Source organism: Aquimarina algiphila, from assembly GCF_007489275.1.
GTDB classification, from domain to species: Bacteria; Bacteroidota; Bacteroidia; order Flavobacteriales; family Flavobacteriaceae; genus Aquimarina; species Aquimarina algiphila.
Window position 1 is genome coordinate 1 of sequence record NZ_VLNR01000097.1, and the last position, 18506, is coordinate 18506.

Here is an 18506-nt window from a genome sequence, read left to right on the forward strand (position 1 = left end):
ACAAGTTATTTAATACACACACTTTTGGGGGTGGGTCAATTTAAACAAGAATAGGTGGGTCAGTTTAAATAGGATTTACTGGGTCAATATAATAGGAATAGGTGGGTCAGTTTGGCAAGAATTTCCAATTCTGAGGATAAAAGTAAAATGTGAGATTAGAGAAGGATATTTTCTATTTAAACAATCCTATATCACTCCTCATAAAAAAATGTAAATAAATTATAAACCTTTAATAACGTAAAAAAAATGCCAACAGTAAAAATTAGTACGCCAAAAGGAATGCTTACAGAAGAAATTAAAAAAGAAATCCATCAAGGGATAACAGAATTGATGATCAAAACAGAAGGAAGAGGCAATGAAGATTTTGCCAAGTTTGTTACAGTAATCATAGATGAACAAGATCCAATTAATTGGAGTATTGGAGGTAATGTGGTTACCTCTGAAATAGTCGAAAACCTTGTTTCTGCTTAACGAAAGATAATAGTTGATACGCCTATATTCATGAAGTAGTCTAAAGACGATGATATAAAAAAAATAAAAAATATGAAAACGTTTGAAAAATTTAAGTTAGGAGATATACAATTAAATAATAGAATTGTTATGGCTCCTTTAACAAGAAATCGAGCTATTAATAATGTTCCAAATGAATTAATGCGTAAATACTACGCACAAAGAGCTACCGCTGGATTAATCATTTCAGAAGGTACTTCACCCTCACCCAATGGTCTTGGATATGCCAGAACACCAGGTGCATATTCTAAAGTGCAGATTGAAGGATGGAGAAATGTTGCAGAAGGGGTTCATGAAAATGGAGGAAATATTTTTGTACAACTAATGCATACTGGTCGGGTAACATCGCTGTTAAATTTACCAGAAGGTTCACGAGTACTTGCTCCATCTTCGATAACGCTAGAAGGAGAAATATATACAGACAGTAAAGGGTTTCAGCCACATGATACACCACAAGAAATGACTATTGCAGATATCAAAAAAGTTCAGGACGATTATGTGAACGCTGCAAAGCAATTGGTTGATGCAGGTGTTGATGGAGTCGAGCTTCATGCAGCAAATGGATATTTATTAGAACAATTCATTAATCCGAAAACTAACGTTAGAACAGACGAATACGGCGGAGATTATAAAAATAGAGCCCGTTTTGTACTGGAACTTGCAATACGCGTAGCAGATGTTATAGGAAGTAATAAAGTTGGAGTTCGTGTTTCTCCTTATGGTGTTTTTAATGATATGAAAGGAGATTATGATGATCTGGTAGATATCTATACATATATGGCAGAGGAGCTTGGTAAATTAGGTATAGCTTATATTCATATCGTTGATCAAAGAGTTGCTATGAATGCTCCTGATTTTACTACAAATATAAAACGAACGATAAAGACTGTTTTTGAAGGAAATATAATTGTAGGAGGAGATGTAGATAGCATATCTAAATCTGAGAAACTACTTAATGAAGGATACGATTTAGTATATATAGGAAGGCCATTTATTTCAAATCCAAATCTGGTTGAGAAGCTAAAAAATAATCAAAAGCTTATAGATCCTAATCCTGATACTTTCTATACACCTGGCGAAGTAGGTTATACAGATTATTAATTACAATTTTTCATCAACAAAAGAGTAGCCGTAATTAAACTACTCTTTCGTTTTCAATATTAGACGTAGATTCAATGTTTTAATTTGTTCATGATCAAGCTAACACTATAGAACTTCACTTCTACTAAAGTAATTCAACAGCTTCTTTTATTTTTTAAAGCTACAAAAAAGGTGACCTTATTGTAGGTCACCTTTCTAAACAACTTCAATATGAATTTTACTTATCTAAAGCCAGTTCTGGCTCTTTGATATTTGTTTTAATTTCAAATTGATTACTGGTATTTTTCTCTCCGCCAGCTTTTAACGCTTTTTCTCCAGCAAAAAATGTTTTATGATCATCTCCCAAGTCAGAACCTGCCATACGTTGGTGTTTTACACAAGATACACCTTTTCGTATTTCTTGACGTTGAACAGAGTCTACATAAGCCAACATTCCCTCGTCTCCAAAATAACCTTCCACAAGATCGTTCATATGTAACGCAGTCGTATGATATGTTGGTAGTGTAATGAGATGATGAAATACACCAGCATCACGAGATGCTTCTGCTTGAAATAATCGAATCATTTCATCTGCTCGGTTTGATAATTCAGTACCATCATATTTAGCATCCATTAACTCAGAACGGTTATAATCAGATGTATCTTCTCCTAATTCTACCATAAGATCAAATGCCTGCTGACGGAAGTTGATCGTCCAATTAAAAGATGGAGAATTGTTGTATACTAATTTGGCATTTGGCACCTTTTCTTTAACTCGGTTTACCATATGCGCAATTTGCTTAACATTTGGCGTCGGAGTCTCAATCCATAATAAATCTGCACCATTCTCTAGACTTGTAACACAATCCAATACAACACGATCGATATTAGAACCTTCTTTAAATTTATACAAACCGTTTGGCATGCGTACCGGACGAACCAATTTACCATCACGTTTGAATAAGACATCATTTTCATTAACCTCATCTATAAGAACTTCCTCTGCTTCAACAAAATCCATGTACTGTGATGCCAAGTCTCCATCCTCCATAGATACGGGTAGTTTTTGTGTTAAACCGGCACCTTCAGAATCTGTTCGGGCAACAATTACACCTTCTTCTACACCCAATTCTAAGAACGCATACCGCAGGGCATTTAGTTTAGCTATAAAATCTTCATGTGGTACTGTTACTTTACCATCTTGGTGACCGCATTGCTTAGCATCAGACACTTGGTTTTCGATCTGAAGTGCACAAGCACCCGCTTCAATCATTTTTTTGGCTAAAAGATACGTTGCTTCTTCGTTACCAAAACCAGCATCAATATCGGCAATGATAGGTACAACATGGGTCTCAAAATTATCGATCTCGGCTTGAACATCTTCTCCTGCATCCAGACGACGAAAAAGATCATTTAATTCTACAGCATCAGCTTGACGTAAGAAGGTGTATATCTCTTCGATTAATTTAGGAACTGAGGTTTTTTCGTGCATGGATTGATCTGGTAAAGGCCCTAATTCTGAACGTAATGCTGCTACCATCCAACCAGAAAGATATAGGTATGTTTTATCTGTAGTGCCTTTATGCTTTTTTACCGCAATCATTTTTTGTTGGGCAACAAAACCATGCCAGCAACCTAAGGATTGTGTGTAATTTACACTATTAGCATCATAAGCTTCCATGTCTTTGCGCATGATAGAAGCCGTGTATTTGGCAATATCTAATCCTGTTTTAAATCTATTTTGTACAGCAATACGCGCCGCGTTTTCAGGATTTATGGTTGCCCAGGTATTTCCATGTTTTGCCTTTAGTTTACGTACGATATCAAGAGTCGAATTATAAGTAGTCATAATCTTGTTTTTAATTTTTATTTTAGGTTAATGTTTTTGTTTTAACTATTGTTTTTTTGAGCATTGTAATCATAACTATTGTAGTCAATCGTATTATTAATAGCCCAATTTGTAACCAATGTTTTAGTTTTTGCTTGAGATTTCATCCTTTAGATTTTTACCATTTTATTAATAATTTGAATCCCGATCAATATCTACGAAACAGCATTTGTGGGGTTCTTTTTTTTGCAATGCGATTAAGAAAATCATAACCTCATTTTTTCAATACTTCTAGATCACCTTTTTATGAAAGCTGTATATAGTTTGGACAAATGATTTATTGTTTTTCATAATTAATTACAGGACAATATTATAAAAAAGTTTTTGATAAAAAAAGCGAACGTTCGCTAAATGTGTAAAAAAGTTGAAATATTTTATGTTCGCAAAAGTTATTTTCTCTAGCTAAAAATTGTTGGAAATCAATCTTGATGTTTTGTTCTTTTATTGATAATCAATGGTTTGTTTATTTTTTGAGAAGTTATTGCAATTGAAGTAATCTTAGTTTTTTGGTTTGTTGTGATTCAACTTTAATAAGATTGAAAAAGGATATAATATTCTAAAAATTGATAAAATTATTCTGCTTTTCTGTACTTCGGATGTGTTTTATAACTATATCTTGTTATTAAGTTTGATAAGAATTTGGCTTTCATTGTAGAGATTTTATAGTTTAGAATGTTATAAAATTTCTGTTTTAGTTTTGTTACAAAAGAGTATAATCTTGTTGGTTTTATTAGAAATACTAAAAAAAAATAACCATCTCATTTTGAGATGGTCATTTTTGTTTGTGAATATTTTTGTTTTTAGAAGAACATCGGTTTTATTAAAAATACCAGAAAAGTATTTTTACAGCATTTTAATCATGAAAAATAGCCTGTGAAATTATTAGTAACTTCTTGTCAACTGTACCTATGGTATGATTAATTATTGTAATTGTATTCCAAATGCCTCATTAAAACCTTGTACAACAAAATCATTAATAGTGTCATCGTGATTTCCACTGCTAGTGATTAGGTTAACTTTTTTTGACTGCAAAAATTCAATTTCTAAATCCGTAAGTCTACCAACCGCTTCGTCAATTTCTCCATAAATGTAGGTGATGTTGGATAAGTCTTCAAACGTATTAAGAAGTTCTGTATATCTATTCATTGACAATCCAGCGGCTAGTCGATCCAAATTTCTATCAATTAAATCTGCACCAACTTCTTGGTCAATTATAGGAGTAATCCCGTTTTCAAAATACCCGGGCTTTCCTTCAGAAAATGCTTGCCACATAATAGCATTCATATCCAATCTACCTACTATAATGAGATACTGATCTGCTGCATCTGCTCCTTTTTTTGCGATAAGATCTTGTGCTATAAATGCACCAAACGAAATTCCTAAAACATAAACAGTTCTTCCTTGATCTTTAAAATATTTAACCACCTTGTAAATCATTTCTACACTTTCTGTATTTAAATCAATAGCTCGATCAAATGTTATATCATTTACTTCAAATAGACTAGGATTTAATGTTTGTGCTTGGTGTACATTTACCACTAAAAGGTCGGTAGTATCAAAAGTTTGAAAAATTTCGTCAACTTCACCTGTGCTGAGTTTTGTGTCTGGTCCACTTTGGGCATTTACTATAACTGTAGATGCATCTTCATCTCCTTTGAAATAAATTAAATCTTTAATTTCCTTAGATATTCCAATAGTTTGATTGGCATCATCAGAGCTGCAGCTTATAAAAAGTAATGATAAAATAATTGTTGTTGTGTACTTGCTAAAATGTTTCATAATACTTTAATTTTTATGTTGTTTATAATTATTTGATAGGGTACCTTGTTTAGGGTAACCTCTTTTTAATAAGTGAATTACATTGTTAAAAGGTGTTGTTTTTTTAAAATAGAAGGATAAGACTGCCGGGGGTAATTTATTACCTCAACTAGTTTTGAAAAAAGTGTATTTATAAAAAGTGTTCGCTTAGAAATTAATAGTCATGGTACTAAATCCTGCTATACCAAAATTACCAAATGTTAATTCGGAATTTGTAGTATTGGTAATATTACCGACAATGTTAATAGGCAGGAATAAAGATGATAGCTCCAGATCATCTGGGTTTCCAAGTACATTGCGATAAAACTGAAACGTGTTAAAGTTAATATTGTTGATACTGATCCTTAATGCATCACCATTACTTATATTATAACTAATGTCAAGATTTTTTTCTAATTCTTCATTTATAGCTCTATCATCAAATACACCTGATTCATCAGAAATTAACTCACCATTTTTAAGTGCCTCTGAGCGAATTAAGTAGAAATTTTGTTCATCGATTGGGCTTGTAAAAGTTACCCGAACCGTGTTTCCGTTTTTTACCATATCTATAATGGGTATGGGTGATTTTAAAATTTCTTCTTCTGATATGAGTACAGTTTCATCAGGTAGCATGACTTCGATCCAATAAGTATTTCCAATTATGGGAGTAATTATTGCTGATGTTCTATATTCACCATTATTTACTGTAAACGAATCCGAAACCAACGAGACTGTATTGGATGCATCTCTTGTAAATAAGGATACTTGTGCATCGTTTATAGCACCAAAGGTGGTATCGGTTACCGCTACTGTTTTTTGAATTTGAACTGACACAAAACCTTCTTCATTGGTAAGCAATCCAGAAACAAAAACTTGCTCTTTAAATTCAAAATCTGGAGCGATGTCATCAACACAACTTGTTGCAATACATAAGAAAACAAATATTATATGTATAGGTAGTTTTTTCATGATTCTAAAATTTAAAATTATAAGATATGAAGGGTATTGGGGCTGGAATCAAAGAGATTTGTCCAGTTTCTAATTTGTTATCGTCCAAAGTAGAATTAACGGAAAAAACGTTTTTGCGACCATACACATTATATAACCCAAAACTCCAACTACCTTTCCAATTGGTTTTAGGATTACCTGTGGGTGTATAGGTAAACGAAATATCGGCTCTATGGGTGTCTGGAACTCTAAAGGCATTTCTATCAGAAAATGTAAGAAATGAATCTCCGTTTATGCTTAGTCTACCATTGGGAAGAGTAGTGGGTCTTCCTGTTTGATAGGTGAAAAAAGCTCCCATTTCCCACTTTTTAGATAATTTATAATTTGCTGTAATATTCAATATATGAGGTCTGTCAAAATTTGAAGGAAAATATGCGTTGTTATTAATCTGTTCTGAAGAGAAATTACTTTTTGTTTTCCGTTTAGATACGGCATAGGTATAATTTGCATTTCCAGTTAGTCTCCCTTTATTTTTATGGACTGCTAACTCTAATCCATAAGAAAAACCTTTGGCGGGAACTAACTCGGTTTCTAAGTTGTCAACCACTCCTGACCTAGCTCCATTTTTATACTCTACTATATTGTCAAATGTTTTGTAATACCCTTCTATTGAAAAATTATAGTTTTGATCCTTGCTATCATATGCATATCCGGCCGAAAACTGATTCACTTCTAAGGGAGAAATGTACTCTCCAGATGGTTTCCATATATCGTTAGGCAAAACTATAGTTTGAGCAGAAATTAAATGGATGTATTGAAACATTCTATCGTATCCTATTTTAAAAGCTTTTCGATCATTAAAATCATATTTTAAGGCCAGGCGTGGTTCTAGTCCAAAGTAACTTTTAGATATTTCGTTATTTTTAACCTCTCTAAAGCCTATAATTGTACTTGGCGTTTGAGGTAAATCAGGCTTATAGATCGCTATACTCTCTGCACCAAAATTTGCAAACCAGGAATACCGTAAACCTGTGTGCAGTGATAATTTATTCCATTGCTTTTCAATACTATAATACGCTGCTAGTTGTACTGCTTTTTCTTTGTCAAGAAGAACATTGCCTTCTGGTATTTTTTGTTTTGGAATAAATTGATATAAATTACCAGAAAGACCAAATCTCATTTTTGTAACAGGATTTGAATAATAAGTGAAATCAGGCTTAAAAATCCAATTTTTGATAGACCTATTAAAGGTGTCTTCTATGTCTTCTTCTCCAAGATCCTGTCTGGTTCCAAATGAATAATCATATTTACTATAAATACCTGTAATATTTGCAAATAATTTATTAGAAAAGATATGGTTCCATCGTAAGGTAGCAGTAGTATTTGTCCATCCAAGGTCTAAGTCAGAATCAAATCCCCCTTCACCATCTTCTTCTTCTTGATTAAATTTTATAATATCAGCAGCAAAAAAACCTGAGGCATACAATGTATTGTTTTTATTGATGTTCCAGGTAAGTTTTGTATTCAAATCATAAAAATGGAATTTATCAACAGCTTCGTTTCCTTTAAAAAAAGGAAAAAATACATCAAAATAAGATCGTCTACCAGAGGCTAAAAAACTTACCTTATCTTTTTTAATAGGGCCTTCTATAGTAAATTTAGAAAACAATAACCCTAACCCACCTTCTCCTTTTATTCTTTTTGAGTCTCCGTTTTTTTGTCGAACCTCTAGTACTGATGATGCTCTACCTCCAAAACGTGCTGGGATTTCTCCTTTATATAATTGTATAACTTTTATAGCATCTGCATTAAAAATAGAAAACAATCCAAATAAATGAGAGGTATTGTATAAAGGAGCTTCGTCGAGTAGAATTAAATTTTGATCAACATTCCCACCTCTTACATTAAAACCGCTGGTTCCTTCGCCAACGCTACTAATCCCTGGTTGCGCTAATACCGTTCTGGTAATATCTGGTTCTCCCAAAAGTGCTGGTGATTTTTTTATTTCTGATGTTGTTAAATTAGAAGTCCCTCCAAGAATTGATGCTACCTGACTTTTATTGTTCTGATTTGATAATATAATGATTTCATCTAGCTCGTTTGAAGAGGGTTGAAGTTCTATCTTTATGTTCATATTATGTTGCAATTGTATTGCAACTTCTTTGGTTGTATATCCCAAGTGTGAAATTTCAAAAAGATAATCTCCTTTTGGTAATGTTATAGAATAAAAACCATATTCATTAGTAAATACCCCTTTGTTACTATTTTTGACAATAATACTGGTACCTATAAGTGTTTCGCCTGAACTTGCGTCTGTAATAACTCCAGAAATGGTAAAATCACCATTTTTCTTTTTGATTCTGGAAAGAATAATATGATTTTTTTTGATTTTATAAGAAATTGTAGAATTCTTAAAAAGTAAGGCAACTGTTTCTGTTACATCCTTTTCTATAACGTTAATACTAAAATTTTGATCAACATCGATTATATCGTTATTTAGAATAAAATTGTAAGATGTTTGTTCTTCAATTTTATGTATAATTGATTTTAATGAACTATTTTCTTCCTCTAGTGTGACATTGTTTTGAGAAAACCCATTGAATGCTAAGAGTTGAAAACAAAAAACAAGATAAAGAAAGAAGGATAATTTCATTAAGAAAATGGTTTTTCCATAACTATTTTTTGGCCATGGGATGACCTCAAAAAGGTTTATTTTCATAAATTTGAATATTGTTAATTTTTACTGATTTCGCGATTAGAATTTTTTAGCATTTATAGTGGGGAAATGGCAGTTTTCCCACTTTTTTATTGGATTATCCACTCATTAGTTTTTGTATTTAGTTTATATGTAAAATCTTTTGAGATTTTAAGGGTTTCAAAAATCTCATCTATAGGAGTTGTATTATCAAAAGAACCTGTAAATTTAGAATTTGCAATGTCTTCATTTTTAAAGTGGATTTGTTTGCCAAATTGAGCTTTTAGGTCAATGGCTATTGCTCTAAAGGTTTTGTTTTCGAATTGTATTTTTCCTTCTTTCCAGGCAATTTTAGATTCATTAAGATCCATTTTAGACTTTATTACTTTTTTGGTGTTCTTGTAAAAGATTACTTTTTCATCCGGAATCATTATAACACTTTTTTCAAACTGTATATCAGAAGTAACCTCTACTTTACCTGTAAGTAATTTTGTTTCTGTAATAGGACTATCCATGTACGATTTAACATTAAAACTGGTACCTAAAGCTTTTACTGTAATGTGATCTGGTGTGGTAACTGTAAAGGGGTGTAATGTATCTTTTGCAACTTCAAAAAATGCTTCTCCTTCCAGGTGTAAAGTTCTTGGAGTTTCTGCATCATAGGATAAGCTACTTGATGCATTCAACCAAACTTTGGAGCCATCTGATAGTTCTATGCTCTTTTGTTTACCAAAAGTTGTTTGTACGACTATTTGATTGTTATTTGATAATAAAGTATTGTATAGATATGTTCCAGAAATTACTACAATCAGTATGGCCGCATATTTTAGCATGTCTTTCCAAATCAATTTTTTTGGTTTGACAGTATTAAAAAAACGTTTTTTAGCTTGTTCGATAGAAGGACTTTGTTCAGAAGTATGATTATGAATGGTAGTTATTTTGATAAATAAATCTTCATCAAAATCTGTAGAATCCATCCATTTTTCTACTTTTTGAATCGTTATATCATCAGCCTTTTTTGAGATATATTCCCAAAGTTCGATTTCTGTAATTTTAAAATGCTCCATACCAAAAAGGTGTTTACTACTTATAAGACGTTTGCCAAGCAGGGTCTCCCTATTAAAAACCCGTTTTTTTCTTAAAAGTAATCCTTTAAGCCGTTCTTAAATGTTGTTAAAGCCTTTGAAATATGAAGTTCTACGGTTTTTATAGAAATGCCTTTTTGTTTAGAAATTTCTTTGTAAGTCAAACCTTTATCTCTTGATAGTTTGAAAATATCTGTTGTCTTTTGCTCAAGGGTGGTATAAATATCTTCAATACGCTGTACTAATTCCCATTGTTTATCAATATGGGTTTCTATACTGGTGTTAAGAGCATATAAATTAGTATGTTTTTCCCTGGTCTGTTTTTTTCTATAATCATCTATAATTTTATTTTTGAGGGTTGTGATTAAAAATGATTCAATAGAACGTTCGGACTCCTTGATATGCTCAAAATTTTCCCATAGCTTGATAAAGGTCTCTTGAACCAACTCTTCAGAAAGGTCAGTTTCTTTTAAAACTTTAAAAGCATAATTGTACAATTTGTTATAGTGTCTGTCAAACAAATTAGAAAATTTGGCCTCTTTGATAGAATTCGATTTGATTTTTTTATTCAAATAATTTAGTAAAGGTTAGTATTGCTAAATTATATAAAAAACGTTCAAAATTCATTTCTGTTACATTTTACTTCCTCATCACATTTTTTTTTAATTTTTAATTGAATATATCAATCGTATCCAATACCTGGGTTAAGGTTTTAAAAATAAATAAGACTATCAGAATTATTCTTGAGATGGTTTGATGAGTTTAGGTAGTTTACTTGTCAGGTCAACATGTTTATGCGACTAAGAAGGAAAAATAATAAAAAGAGTCTTATTAAGACTAGCTCTATTTTTTTTTGTGTTTAAAATACTGTAGGGAGCGATATGTATAATTAATATTTATTGTTTTATCGATGTGCAATACTTTGCTCTAGCTACTGTTGATGAGCTGGTCAATCATTTCTTTTGCTTGTTTATCAGACAAATCACTAAGCCCATCAAATCCTCTTAATTCTTCAATGGTTAGTACTCTTAATTCGTTATTGTTATTTGATTCTTTCATTAATAAGAGCTCCCTTTTATTCGTTTTCTTAATACGAATATATAAGGCTTGTACGCTGTTATTAAATGTGTTGAAAATATTGTCTGGGCAACATCTTTTTAGTCTTATTCAAGACAAAAAGAGTACTTTTTGAATGTCTATATAATATACTTTCTTCTTTTTAAATACTTAATTATCTATATCAAGACAATATTTTCACTTGCATAATAATAGAAAAATTATTTATTTATATAATGGCGTTTGATGATTTATAAATTGACAGTCTGGGATTAAGCAAAGGAAAATTAATTGAGAGAAAATTGTATACATTAAAACCACAACATACGCTGTGGTTTTACTTTTAACTTTATCAAAATACAAATTTTTAAGGATAAGATTTAATATATTTTATTATTTCAAATCTATTTCTGTAACTGTGTACATTTTTTCATATCCTTTCACGGCATCATTTGTTTCTGTAATTTCTAAAGGATAGTATTTATCAAGTACCCTTTTAAATTTAGTTGCAGGATGGTACATACATTTTATTTCTTCGGTTACATACATCGTGAAAGTGAAGTTCATAAACGCATCAGGTGTATTCTCACTCCTTTCGACGGTTTCCACAACAACCTTAAAACAATCATATCCTTTAATAATTTTAGTGTCGTCTCGATGTTCGACTACCTTATAATTCTTTTCGGGAATATAATTATAATTTCTTGGTTCCGTTTCTGGTCTGTTAGTTTTTAAAGAAATGTTTTTAGTTATAGTATTTTTTTTTCTATCAATTTTAGCGTAATAAATAGGGGGGTATTTCTTGTTTACAGTTAAGGTATACGTAATAATAGAGTCTTTAAACTCCCATTTATTTAACCAAAAACTATCTTTAAGATAATTAGGATTAAAATTATCGTTAAATGCGCCTCTCGCCATTGCTTCGGAAAAAGAACTCTCTCCGATCATTCGTTCTCCTCCGTTTTGTTTTATTCGTTCCTCTGTTATTTTCTTAGCATTATTAATAAATTTTTTTGAAGCAGTTTTTACAGTAGCATCTACTGCTTTTTGATCTATTATTTTAATGGTTTTATTAAAACTAAGTGTGCCTGTTTTCGGTATCTTTTGACCACAACCAATAGCTGAAATAGACAAAATGAGTAATAAGAGTTTTTTTTTCATTATTTTTTGTTTTGATCTTTAAAAAAAGCTTTAAAGTTTGGTGAGAAACTAAAAAAATAAATAGCTATTCCGTAAATAAATATTGCTGGACTCATCAATATTTTAAAAACTATATTCGTATCTCTAAACATTAAAACGCAAGCATATATAAAAGCAAGAGAGACAATTAATAGTAATAAATATTTTGCCCATTCCTTCCCCTGATAAAGCGCTGTCAAAATACCTATTGTTGCTAAAACTCGAAAAGCGTGTTTAAAAATTAGATATGCATTAAGTTCAATAGCGTAAAACAAAAGATAAATATTGGTAAAAATTGAAAATAAGATCATACATGTACCCACAGCAATTGTACCTTTACGTCCTTTTGCTATCGTAAGCTTTTGCTCAAATGTATAGTTTTCATTCATAGTTATTGGTTTACTTTAAATTTGTCATATAAATCACCCTCTCTCGGGATGTAAATTTCTCGAAATTTGTAATTTTTCATTTTTGAATTACTATTGGTTTATTTTAAATTTATTTGCAGGTTGTAAACTAAAGCCTGTTAAGCCTTTTTCTAATAACGCATTTTTTAATTTTTCACTAATTATAGAGGTGTGGTTTATACATCCTATTTGGTACAAGTCATATTTAGGAAACTCTTCCTTCATCGTTATCTGACCTATGGTCAATATTTCATTTTTCACATATTCTTCTGGAAACTGTATTTTTCTAATTTGTTCTTTAGATTCTATAGAAACTTTTCTTTTTACCGCCCAAGTTACCGGGTCTGTCATTTCTTTAATCTCTCCAAATGATTTTTCTTTATCTAGTAAACTCCAAAAATCATCTACAATAAAATGTAGCCAAAAATATTTTAACGTTTTCTTTTTATGAAACACTTCAATAGGATAGAAGTGATGCTTTGGTAATAGATGATTCTGTAAAACTTCTTTCATTTTTTCACTTACTGTCATCATTCCAAAACCAACCATAGAGTATAGGTAATCTGTCGGGATAGCATCCTTATGTAACTCTAATTTTAATTCTGGTAAAAAATTAGGGAACTCATAATGTTTTACTTGGTATAAACCATTTATTCTAGGGTTGTATCCTTTTTTTAATGTGGTTTGAGGATCATGCCCTATTGTTTTTAAATCATCACTTCTACCTATTAAATAATACTTCATTTAGATGAACCTTTTGATACTGGTCTTTAGAATTATTGGTTTACTTTAAATTTATCATATAAACCACCCTTCTTCTCCCGGGATGTAAATTCCTCGAAATTCTGTTTGTGGATAGTTTCATTTACTAATTTCCTTGCTAAATCAAGAAATCTATCCATTTTCTATAATAGGCTCTGATTTTAGCATCTCACTTATTTTATTTAGATTAACCTGTGGGTTTTCATCTTCATAATAAATTTTTATACCCTTCTTTATTAGCAAATGTTTGAATATCATTATTCATCATTTTAAGATTTTGATCAAAAACATTTGATATCAATATCTCTCCAAATTGGTCTAGAATTTCTTTACTTGTTTTCATAATCATTGATTTACTTTAAGTTTGTTGTTAAAGTAAAATAGTGTTGTCTTTTTTTAGTAATTGTAATAATTCTTTTGGATTGTTTATGTCGTCTTGAAAAATCCAATCTGTTACGGTTCCTTTTGGTTTAGAATATTTCTTTTCTAGAGCAGTAGTGTTTTTTTCTAATATTGAATCGTCTCCAATATTTTCTAAAATTTCAGTTATTAAAAGAATGGCTCTATCATCATTAATTTCTTCCCAATCTAAAATAGCTTCAGTTGCTAATAATTTTACAAATTCTTCTAAACTGAATGATCTCCAATAATTTTCTAAGTCATACGCAGTTGTCTTGTTTTTCGTAATCTGAAATATTGCATTAATTGCTTGATCCGAAGAAGTTTTTTTTGCCTCAAAATTTAAAATTACTTGCTCTATTGCCTTGTTTTTATTGCTCATTTTATTTAAAATTTAACTGTTGTTATGCAATTATAAGAGTTTCTTTATTTTTATAATAAAGAAACTCTTTTTTTTAAATTTTAAAACCCGTAACCTAAATGATAAGCAGGGAGTAATATTTCTTTATGATACCTAGGTGTGACAATAAATAAGTTATCCATATCATATACTCCTCCTCCTTGATTAATTGGTTTTTTATGATGTAATTGATAAGTGTTTTGACCGCCTAAATTCTGAGTATTACTTACTTTAGGGGCTTTACCTTTTTTCATTAAAGCTTTATTGCTGTCCGAAAATTGATCCGCTAGTCTAGGATCATCAGATACATTTTTCCAGAAAGCCTCTCTAAATTCATCAAAATTATTAAAGGTCTTTCCTTTCATTTTCTTGGCAATGGCTTCAGGAAAAAAACCAGCATTTCCATGTGTTCCTTTTAGCCATTTTCCATTTATTTTTACTCCTTTACCTTTAACAACACCTTTTAATTTACGAGCATTTTTTAATATTTGAAAAGCTTCTCCTCCCTCTTTTATTCCTAATGCTAAAAAATCATCTCCTGATTTAGCAATTAATTTAAGGCCAAAACCACTAACGGCTTTTCCGATAGGTTTGAGTAATTTCCCACCAGGAATAAAACCAACAACAATCATGCCTCCTGCTAAGTATTGATTCTCAATTTCTCCATCAAAATTTTTACCATCGATCAGTATTAATGCATCTTCTACTGGAATTACATACCTACCTGTTAATTTAGCTCCGTCCCAAAATTTATTAATAACAAAATCAAAAGGGTTCTCGGTGGTAGAATATGCTCTAGGAACAATAACATCAAACCATTCAACACCTCCATTTACTAAATACATTGTTCTTTGGTAAGACTCAGAACAATAAGGGCAATTTGCATAATCACCTCTAGCTAGAAAATCACCATTATCTAATCTAAATTCTGTTACCTGTTGGCCATCTTTATAAGTGTGAATTCGCAAAGCATTATAGCTAAAATCAGAATTTCCTTCTATCGTTCCTATTGATGGACTCCAAGGAGTAACGCTGTGCCCATTAAACACATATAATCTAGATTCAAAAAGAGCCTGTTCAGAAAAAACATTATCTCGCAAATGGTCAAATATGATATAAGTATCAGGCTTATCTTGCCTTAAAGAGTTTACCTCTGAGATATTTAGGTCTAGCATTTGGCTTAACTGTTCTAATGTTTTTTCAAACTCTAAATCAAAACCTCCAACGCCATTCGCATAATTAATAGCTGCTTGCATATGAAGCGGGTTAGTAAACATGTTTTGAATAGTAATCCCTTGTTGCCATAGAATAGCTCCAATAGAGGGTTTAAAAATAATTTCATAATTATAATAAAATCCCGGTCCGGGCTTACCCCCATAGGGTGTTATGCCAAAATCAAAAATACGTCCTAAATTCTCATCACTATAGAGCCCATTATTTGGCACATTAAGACCATTAAAATTAAAAGCTTGTCTAATAGTATTTCCTTCCAGATTGAATTGTCTTGGCACACTGTTATATAAATGATGCATAACATTACCAAGACCTCTGTTAGTTAATGCTGTGGCAGGGTTATCTGATTTCCAACTTAGTGCTAATTCTTTGTTTGACTCAGACTGAAATGTAGGTGGCGTATTAGAAGAAACTAAATCTTGTGATAATCCATTAAAATTTTGCCCTTGTACAAAAGGGTTCACTACTCTTCGTAAGTTGGCAATAGATGCATCAGAGTAGAATTGGCTCCCCATAAATTTCCCTAATTCATCTCTTAGTGGTGGTCTTGAATAAGCATAATTAAAAGCATCACCACTAATAGAAATAATAGCATGAAGCTTTACTGCTTCTAGTCCTGTTTCGCTTGGGTCTGGTATTGCATCTGGTGTCCCTATATCATTAGCAAAATTAATCGCTATTTGTCTTCCGTTATATTGGGGATCGTTTACATTAAACATATAAGGAGGTGCGGCTTCCAGTAGTGCATAATTATCAACACTAAAAAACTCACCCTGTATAAGGTACTTAGTCATAACTTTTACCTTATCTTCTACACTATAAGAATCATATCTAGCAAGTGATAAATGAACGAGTCTATCAATTAATAATTCTCTATCAAGTACCTTAGGTAGCCCGTTTTTTATTTTAGAAGATGCATTTGCCTTCGGTTTATGTACGTTATTAAGCTCACTAGCGATTTGATTTACTTTAAAAATAACATCAGCACCACTGTAATCTTTTATAAGATCACCGTCTATTTTTAAATCGCCATAAATCGTCCTAGCTGAAAAGTCAGATACATTACGTCTGTGACTTACCGCATTTGATGAAATTCTCCTTTGAGTAACAATATTTTTATCTGTAGAAGATGTTTTCTCATAGTCAGAAATTAATTGCTGTACAATTTGATTTGATGGATCTTTATAAATCTTTTCTTTTAAAAAATCTGCTTGCGCTGCTCTAAAATTGGGGTAATTCTTGCTTAACCGTCTTTCTATTTCAGCTTTTTGAGCCACTTGTCTTTCGGCTAACCATTGTTGTCTCTCTGCTGCCTCTTGTCGAAGTAAAAGCTGTCTAAAACGTTCATACTCTTCTGGGAAACCTTCAGCACAGATACAGGATGCTATTGAACCAGATTTTCCTTCTACTGGTTTATCTGGGTCTGGTGTGGCTTGAAATTGAGCAAAAGTCTTTGTGGATAATAGGCATACCATACCTAGAATCAATATTTTATATATAGATTTCATGTTTAATTTTTAGGTTGATTATTGTTTTACAACTTGTTTAGAATCTACTCCAACGCCATTTACAAATAATTGTACATAGTATATTCCTGAAGGATAAAATAGTAACTCATCGAATGTAACCTGAAAATTCCCTTTTTTTGTGTTTGTTGGAGTTCTTGCCAACTCAGGACCATTTTGTCTTAAAATCAAATAAGAGTTAGCTTGTTCTGGTTTAAAATAATGTACCGTAAAACTACTTGAGGTAGGATTTGGAGAAATACTTTTAATCTCTGCTACCGTTGGTTCTGGTTCTGGCTCTGGGACAGGTTTTAAAATTACATATAAAGGAGGCGAAGATTCTTTGAAATCTATAATATCTGCATTGATTTTTCCAACTACATATGTAATATCTCCAATAGGTATTAAATCAAATTTAATATCTTTAACGGTATAGGTAACTTTATCTTTATCTGAGTCTTTATAAAGTCTTTTAATGGGAAATGTAACTCCCTCCAAAGTCATAATGTTTTCCGCTCCATAAGTTGCGTTACCTTGCAGTACTGTTCCAGCTATTTCTATATCATAAGCTAAGCCACTACCAGAAGCATTAAAACTAAATTTAACATTTTCTACGCGTTTAACCTTTTCTTTTTCCCAATCAAATTCTACAATTTTAGCTTCAAATCTCTTATTGATATCATCAAATGTTATGGTTTCGATAACATCATCAAAAGAGTTTATAAGATTTAATTCTTGGGGTGAAATGGTTGGTTCTGGAGCACCTTGCTCTGCTCGTAAAAAAGCAGCTAATATTTCACTGTTTTTAATATCATTGGCGTCTAAAATACTTAAAGCTTTAGTAGGATTAGCTGTTGTACCATAACCAAAATAGTCCATTACAGCAGACCAATGATTTGCCATAGGATATGTAGAGGATTGAAAGCTATTTCGAGCTGCCTGATAATCTTGTTGTTCTCCCGCAATACCTTTCATTTGGAAATACCCTAAAGCATATTTAGCGAAAGAATCCCCTTCATTACTCGATAGTTCAAACCATTTTTGAGATTCATCTAAGTTTACGTCTGTTCCAATGCCTTTTTTGTATAAAACAGCAAGTCGTTTATATGCAGAGACATTTCCATTTTCTGCGTATTGTTTAATGATTTTAAATGAAACTGTTTTTTGATCCTCTGTAGGGTTTGTTAACAAAGAATAAACTGCCGCCAAATAAATAGCGTTTGGCGTTCCGTTGTTTACACAAGGTAGAATACTTTGCCGTAGTTTTTCTCTAAATTCTGGGCTTAAAGATTCTGCAATTTCCAAATAGTCTTTAGCGACAGCAACTCGTTCCGCACAATCTTGCGCAAAAGATGTTTGCGAGAGTGTTAAAATAAGGCATAGTAAGCCCCATACAAGTGATTTGTTCATTTGTAATAATTTAATTAGTTATTACCCGTTGTGCATTTAGTTAATATTAATTTTTAGGTTGTTTATATTTCTGTTGAATTCAAACCTATTGATATATTGAATAATGGTCATTGCTGTGATCTTTGATAAGATTCTATTTTTAAATCCCT

The 18506-nt window shown here is 31.5% G+C and carries 16 protein-coding genes and 1 pseudogene; 2 read left to right on the forward strand and 15 right to left on the reverse strand.

Features of this window, described 5'->3' with window-relative positions; all coding sequences use genetic code 11:
• Positions 1 to 246: 246 nt before the first annotated feature.
• Both FOF46_RS28335 and FOF46_RS28340 read left to right on the forward strand, forming a co-directional pair.
• On the forward strand, positions 247 to 471 hold the full coding sequence (locus tag FOF46_RS28335) for a tautomerase family protein (RefSeq protein WP_143918830.1): 225 nt from the start codon (positions 247 to 249) through the stop codon (positions 469 to 471).
• Positions 472 to 543: 72 nt separating this feature from the next.
• A complete protein-coding gene (locus tag FOF46_RS28340) occupies positions 544 to 1611 on the forward strand; it encodes an alkene reductase (protein ID WP_143918831.1) in 1068 nt (355 codons plus the stop codon).
• A 217-nt stretch (positions 1612 to 1828) separates the two neighbouring features.
• Here the strand turns inward: FOF46_RS28340 and FOF46_RS28345 are convergent, their stop codons facing one another.
• The 15 genes and pseudogenes from FOF46_RS28345 to FOF46_RS32810 all read right to left on the reverse strand — a co-directional run.
• The gene (locus FOF46_RS28345; protein ID WP_143918832.1) at positions 1829 to 3439 is read right to left on the reverse strand and encodes an isocitrate lyase; all 1611 of its coding nucleotides are present in this window, start codon (positions 3437 to 3439) and stop codon (positions 1829 to 1831) included.
• A gap of 960 nt (positions 3440 to 4399) precedes the next feature.
• Entirely contained in the window at positions 4400 to 5257 is an 858-nt protein-coding gene (locus tag FOF46_RS28350; protein ID WP_143918833.1) for a hypothetical protein, read from the reverse strand.
• A gap of 186 nt (positions 5258 to 5443) precedes the next feature.
• A complete protein-coding gene (locus FOF46_RS28355; protein ID WP_143918834.1) occupies positions 5444 to 6247 on the reverse strand; it encodes a DUF4249 family protein in 804 nt (267 codons plus the stop codon).
• Positions 6248 to 6251: 4 nt separating this feature from the next.
• On the reverse strand, positions 6252 to 8945 hold the full coding sequence (locus FOF46_RS28360; RefSeq protein WP_143918835.1) for a TonB-dependent receptor: 2694 nt from the start codon (positions 8943 to 8945) through the stop codon (positions 6252 to 6254).
• Between the two features lie 86 nt (positions 8946 to 9031).
• The gene (locus FOF46_RS28365) at positions 9032 to 9988 is read right to left on the reverse strand and encodes a FecR family protein (RefSeq protein ID WP_143918836.1); all 957 of its coding nucleotides are present in this window, start codon (positions 9986 to 9988) and stop codon (positions 9032 to 9034) included.
• Between the two features lie 71 nt (positions 9989 to 10059).
• On the reverse strand, positions 10060 to 10578 hold the full coding sequence (locus FOF46_RS28370; RefSeq protein ID WP_143918837.1) for an RNA polymerase sigma factor: 519 nt from the start codon (positions 10576 to 10578) through the stop codon (positions 10060 to 10062).
• Positions 10579 to 10933: 355 nt separating this feature from the next.
• Positions 10934 to 11065 carry a hypothetical protein gene (locus tag FOF46_RS33010; RefSeq protein WP_262713272.1) on the reverse strand — a complete coding sequence of 44 codons (132 nt, stop codon included), beginning with the start codon at positions 11063 to 11065 and terminating at the stop codon, positions 10934 to 10936.
• Between the two features lie 390 nt (positions 11066 to 11455).
• Positions 11456 to 12223: a hypothetical protein gene (locus tag FOF46_RS28375; protein ID WP_143918838.1), complete on the reverse strand. Its 768-nt coding sequence runs from the start codon at positions 12221 to 12223 to the stop codon at positions 11456 to 11458.
• The gene (locus FOF46_RS28380; protein WP_143918839.1) at positions 12223 to 12630 is read right to left on the reverse strand and encodes a hypothetical protein; all 408 of its coding nucleotides are present in this window, start codon (positions 12628 to 12630) and stop codon (positions 12223 to 12225) included. The genes FOF46_RS28375 and FOF46_RS28380 overlap by 1 nt, the downstream gene beginning before the upstream one ends.
• Positions 12631 to 12720: 90 nt before the next feature.
• Positions 12721 to 13392, reverse strand: a complete 672-nt coding sequence (locus tag FOF46_RS28385) for an imm11 family protein (RefSeq protein ID WP_143918840.1) — start codon at positions 13390 to 13392, stop codon at positions 12721 to 12723.
• Positions 13393 to 13618: 226 nt separating this feature from the next.
• Positions 13619 to 13753 carry a hypothetical protein gene (locus tag FOF46_RS33015; protein WP_262713273.1) on the reverse strand — a complete coding sequence of 45 codons (135 nt, stop codon included), beginning with the start codon at positions 13751 to 13753 and terminating at the stop codon, positions 13619 to 13621.
• A 27-nt stretch (positions 13754 to 13780) separates the two neighbouring features.
• A complete protein-coding gene (locus FOF46_RS28390) occupies positions 13781 to 14191 on the reverse strand; it encodes a hypothetical protein (RefSeq protein WP_143918841.1) in 411 nt (136 codons plus the stop codon).
• Positions 14192 to 14271: 80 nt separating this feature from the next.
• Positions 14272 to 16950, reverse strand: coding sequence for an HNH endonuclease (locus FOF46_RS28395; protein WP_143918842.1), 2679 nt, complete (start codon positions 16948 to 16950; stop codon positions 14272 to 14274).
• A gap of 18 nt (positions 16951 to 16968) precedes the next feature.
• Complete coding sequence (locus tag FOF46_RS28400; RefSeq protein ID WP_143918843.1) at positions 16969 to 18357, reverse strand: tetratricopeptide repeat protein; 1389 nt, start codon at positions 18355 to 18357, stop codon at positions 16969 to 16971.
• A 36-nt stretch (positions 18358 to 18393) separates the two neighbouring features.
• Positions 18394 to 18506, reverse strand: a pseudogene (locus tag FOF46_RS32810) (IS982 family transposase); the annotation flags it as partial.

Excerpts from the sequence above, each read along its gene's own strand:
- FOF46_RS28375 (WP_143918838.1), bottom strand. The coding sequence starts at position 12,223 with ATGAAAAAAAAACTCTTATTACTCATTTTGTCTATTTCAGCTATTGGT.
- FOF46_RS33015 (WP_262713273.1), bottom strand. The coding sequence starts at position 13,753 with ATGAAAACAAGTAAAGAAATTCTAGACCAATTTGGAGAGATATTGATA.
- FOF46_RS28365 (WP_143918836.1), bottom strand. The coding sequence starts at position 9,988 with ATGGAGCATTTTAAAATTACAGAAATCGAACTTTGGGAATATATCTCA.
- FOF46_RS28345 (WP_143918832.1), bottom strand. The coding sequence starts at position 3,439 with ATGACTACTTATAATTCGACTCTTGATATCGTACGTAAACTAAAGGCA.
- FOF46_RS33010 (WP_262713272.1), bottom strand. The coding sequence starts at position 11,065 with ATGAAAGAATCAAATAACAATAACGAATTAAGAGTACTAACCATTGAA.
- FOF46_RS28360 (WP_143918835.1), bottom strand. The coding sequence starts at position 8,945 with ATGAAAATAAACCTTTTTGAGGTCATCCCATGGCCAAAAAATAGTTAT.
- FOF46_RS28380 (WP_143918839.1), bottom strand. The coding sequence starts at position 12,630 with ATGAATGAAAACTATACATTTGAGCAAAAGCTTACGATAGCAAAAGGA.
- FOF46_RS28390 (WP_143918841.1), bottom strand. The coding sequence starts at position 14,191 with ATGAGCAATAAAAACAAGGCAATAGAGCAAGTAATTTTAAATTTTGAG.
- FOF46_RS28395 (WP_143918842.1), bottom strand. The coding sequence starts at position 16,950 with ATGAAATCTATATATAAAATATTGATTCTAGGTATGGTATGCCTATTA.
- FOF46_RS28385 (WP_143918840.1), bottom strand. The coding sequence starts at position 13,392 with ATGAAGTATTATTTAATAGGTAGAAGTGATGATTTAAAAACAATAGGG.
- FOF46_RS28350 (WP_143918833.1), bottom strand. The coding sequence starts at position 5,257 with ATGAAACATTTTAGCAAGTACACAACAACAATTATTTTATCATTACTT.
- FOF46_RS28400 (WP_143918843.1), bottom strand. The coding sequence starts at position 18,357 with ATGAACAAATCACTTGTATGGGGCTTACTATGCCTTATTTTAACACTC.
- FOF46_RS28340 (WP_143918831.1), top strand. The coding sequence starts at position 544 with ATGAAAACGTTTGAAAAATTTAAGTTAGGAGATATACAATTAAATAAT.
- FOF46_RS28335 (WP_143918830.1), top strand. The coding sequence starts at position 247 with ATGCCAACAGTAAAAATTAGTACGCCAAAAGGAATGCTTACAGAAGAA.
- FOF46_RS28355 (WP_143918834.1), bottom strand. The coding sequence starts at position 6,247 with ATGAAAAAACTACCTATACATATAATATTTGTTTTCTTATGTATTGCA.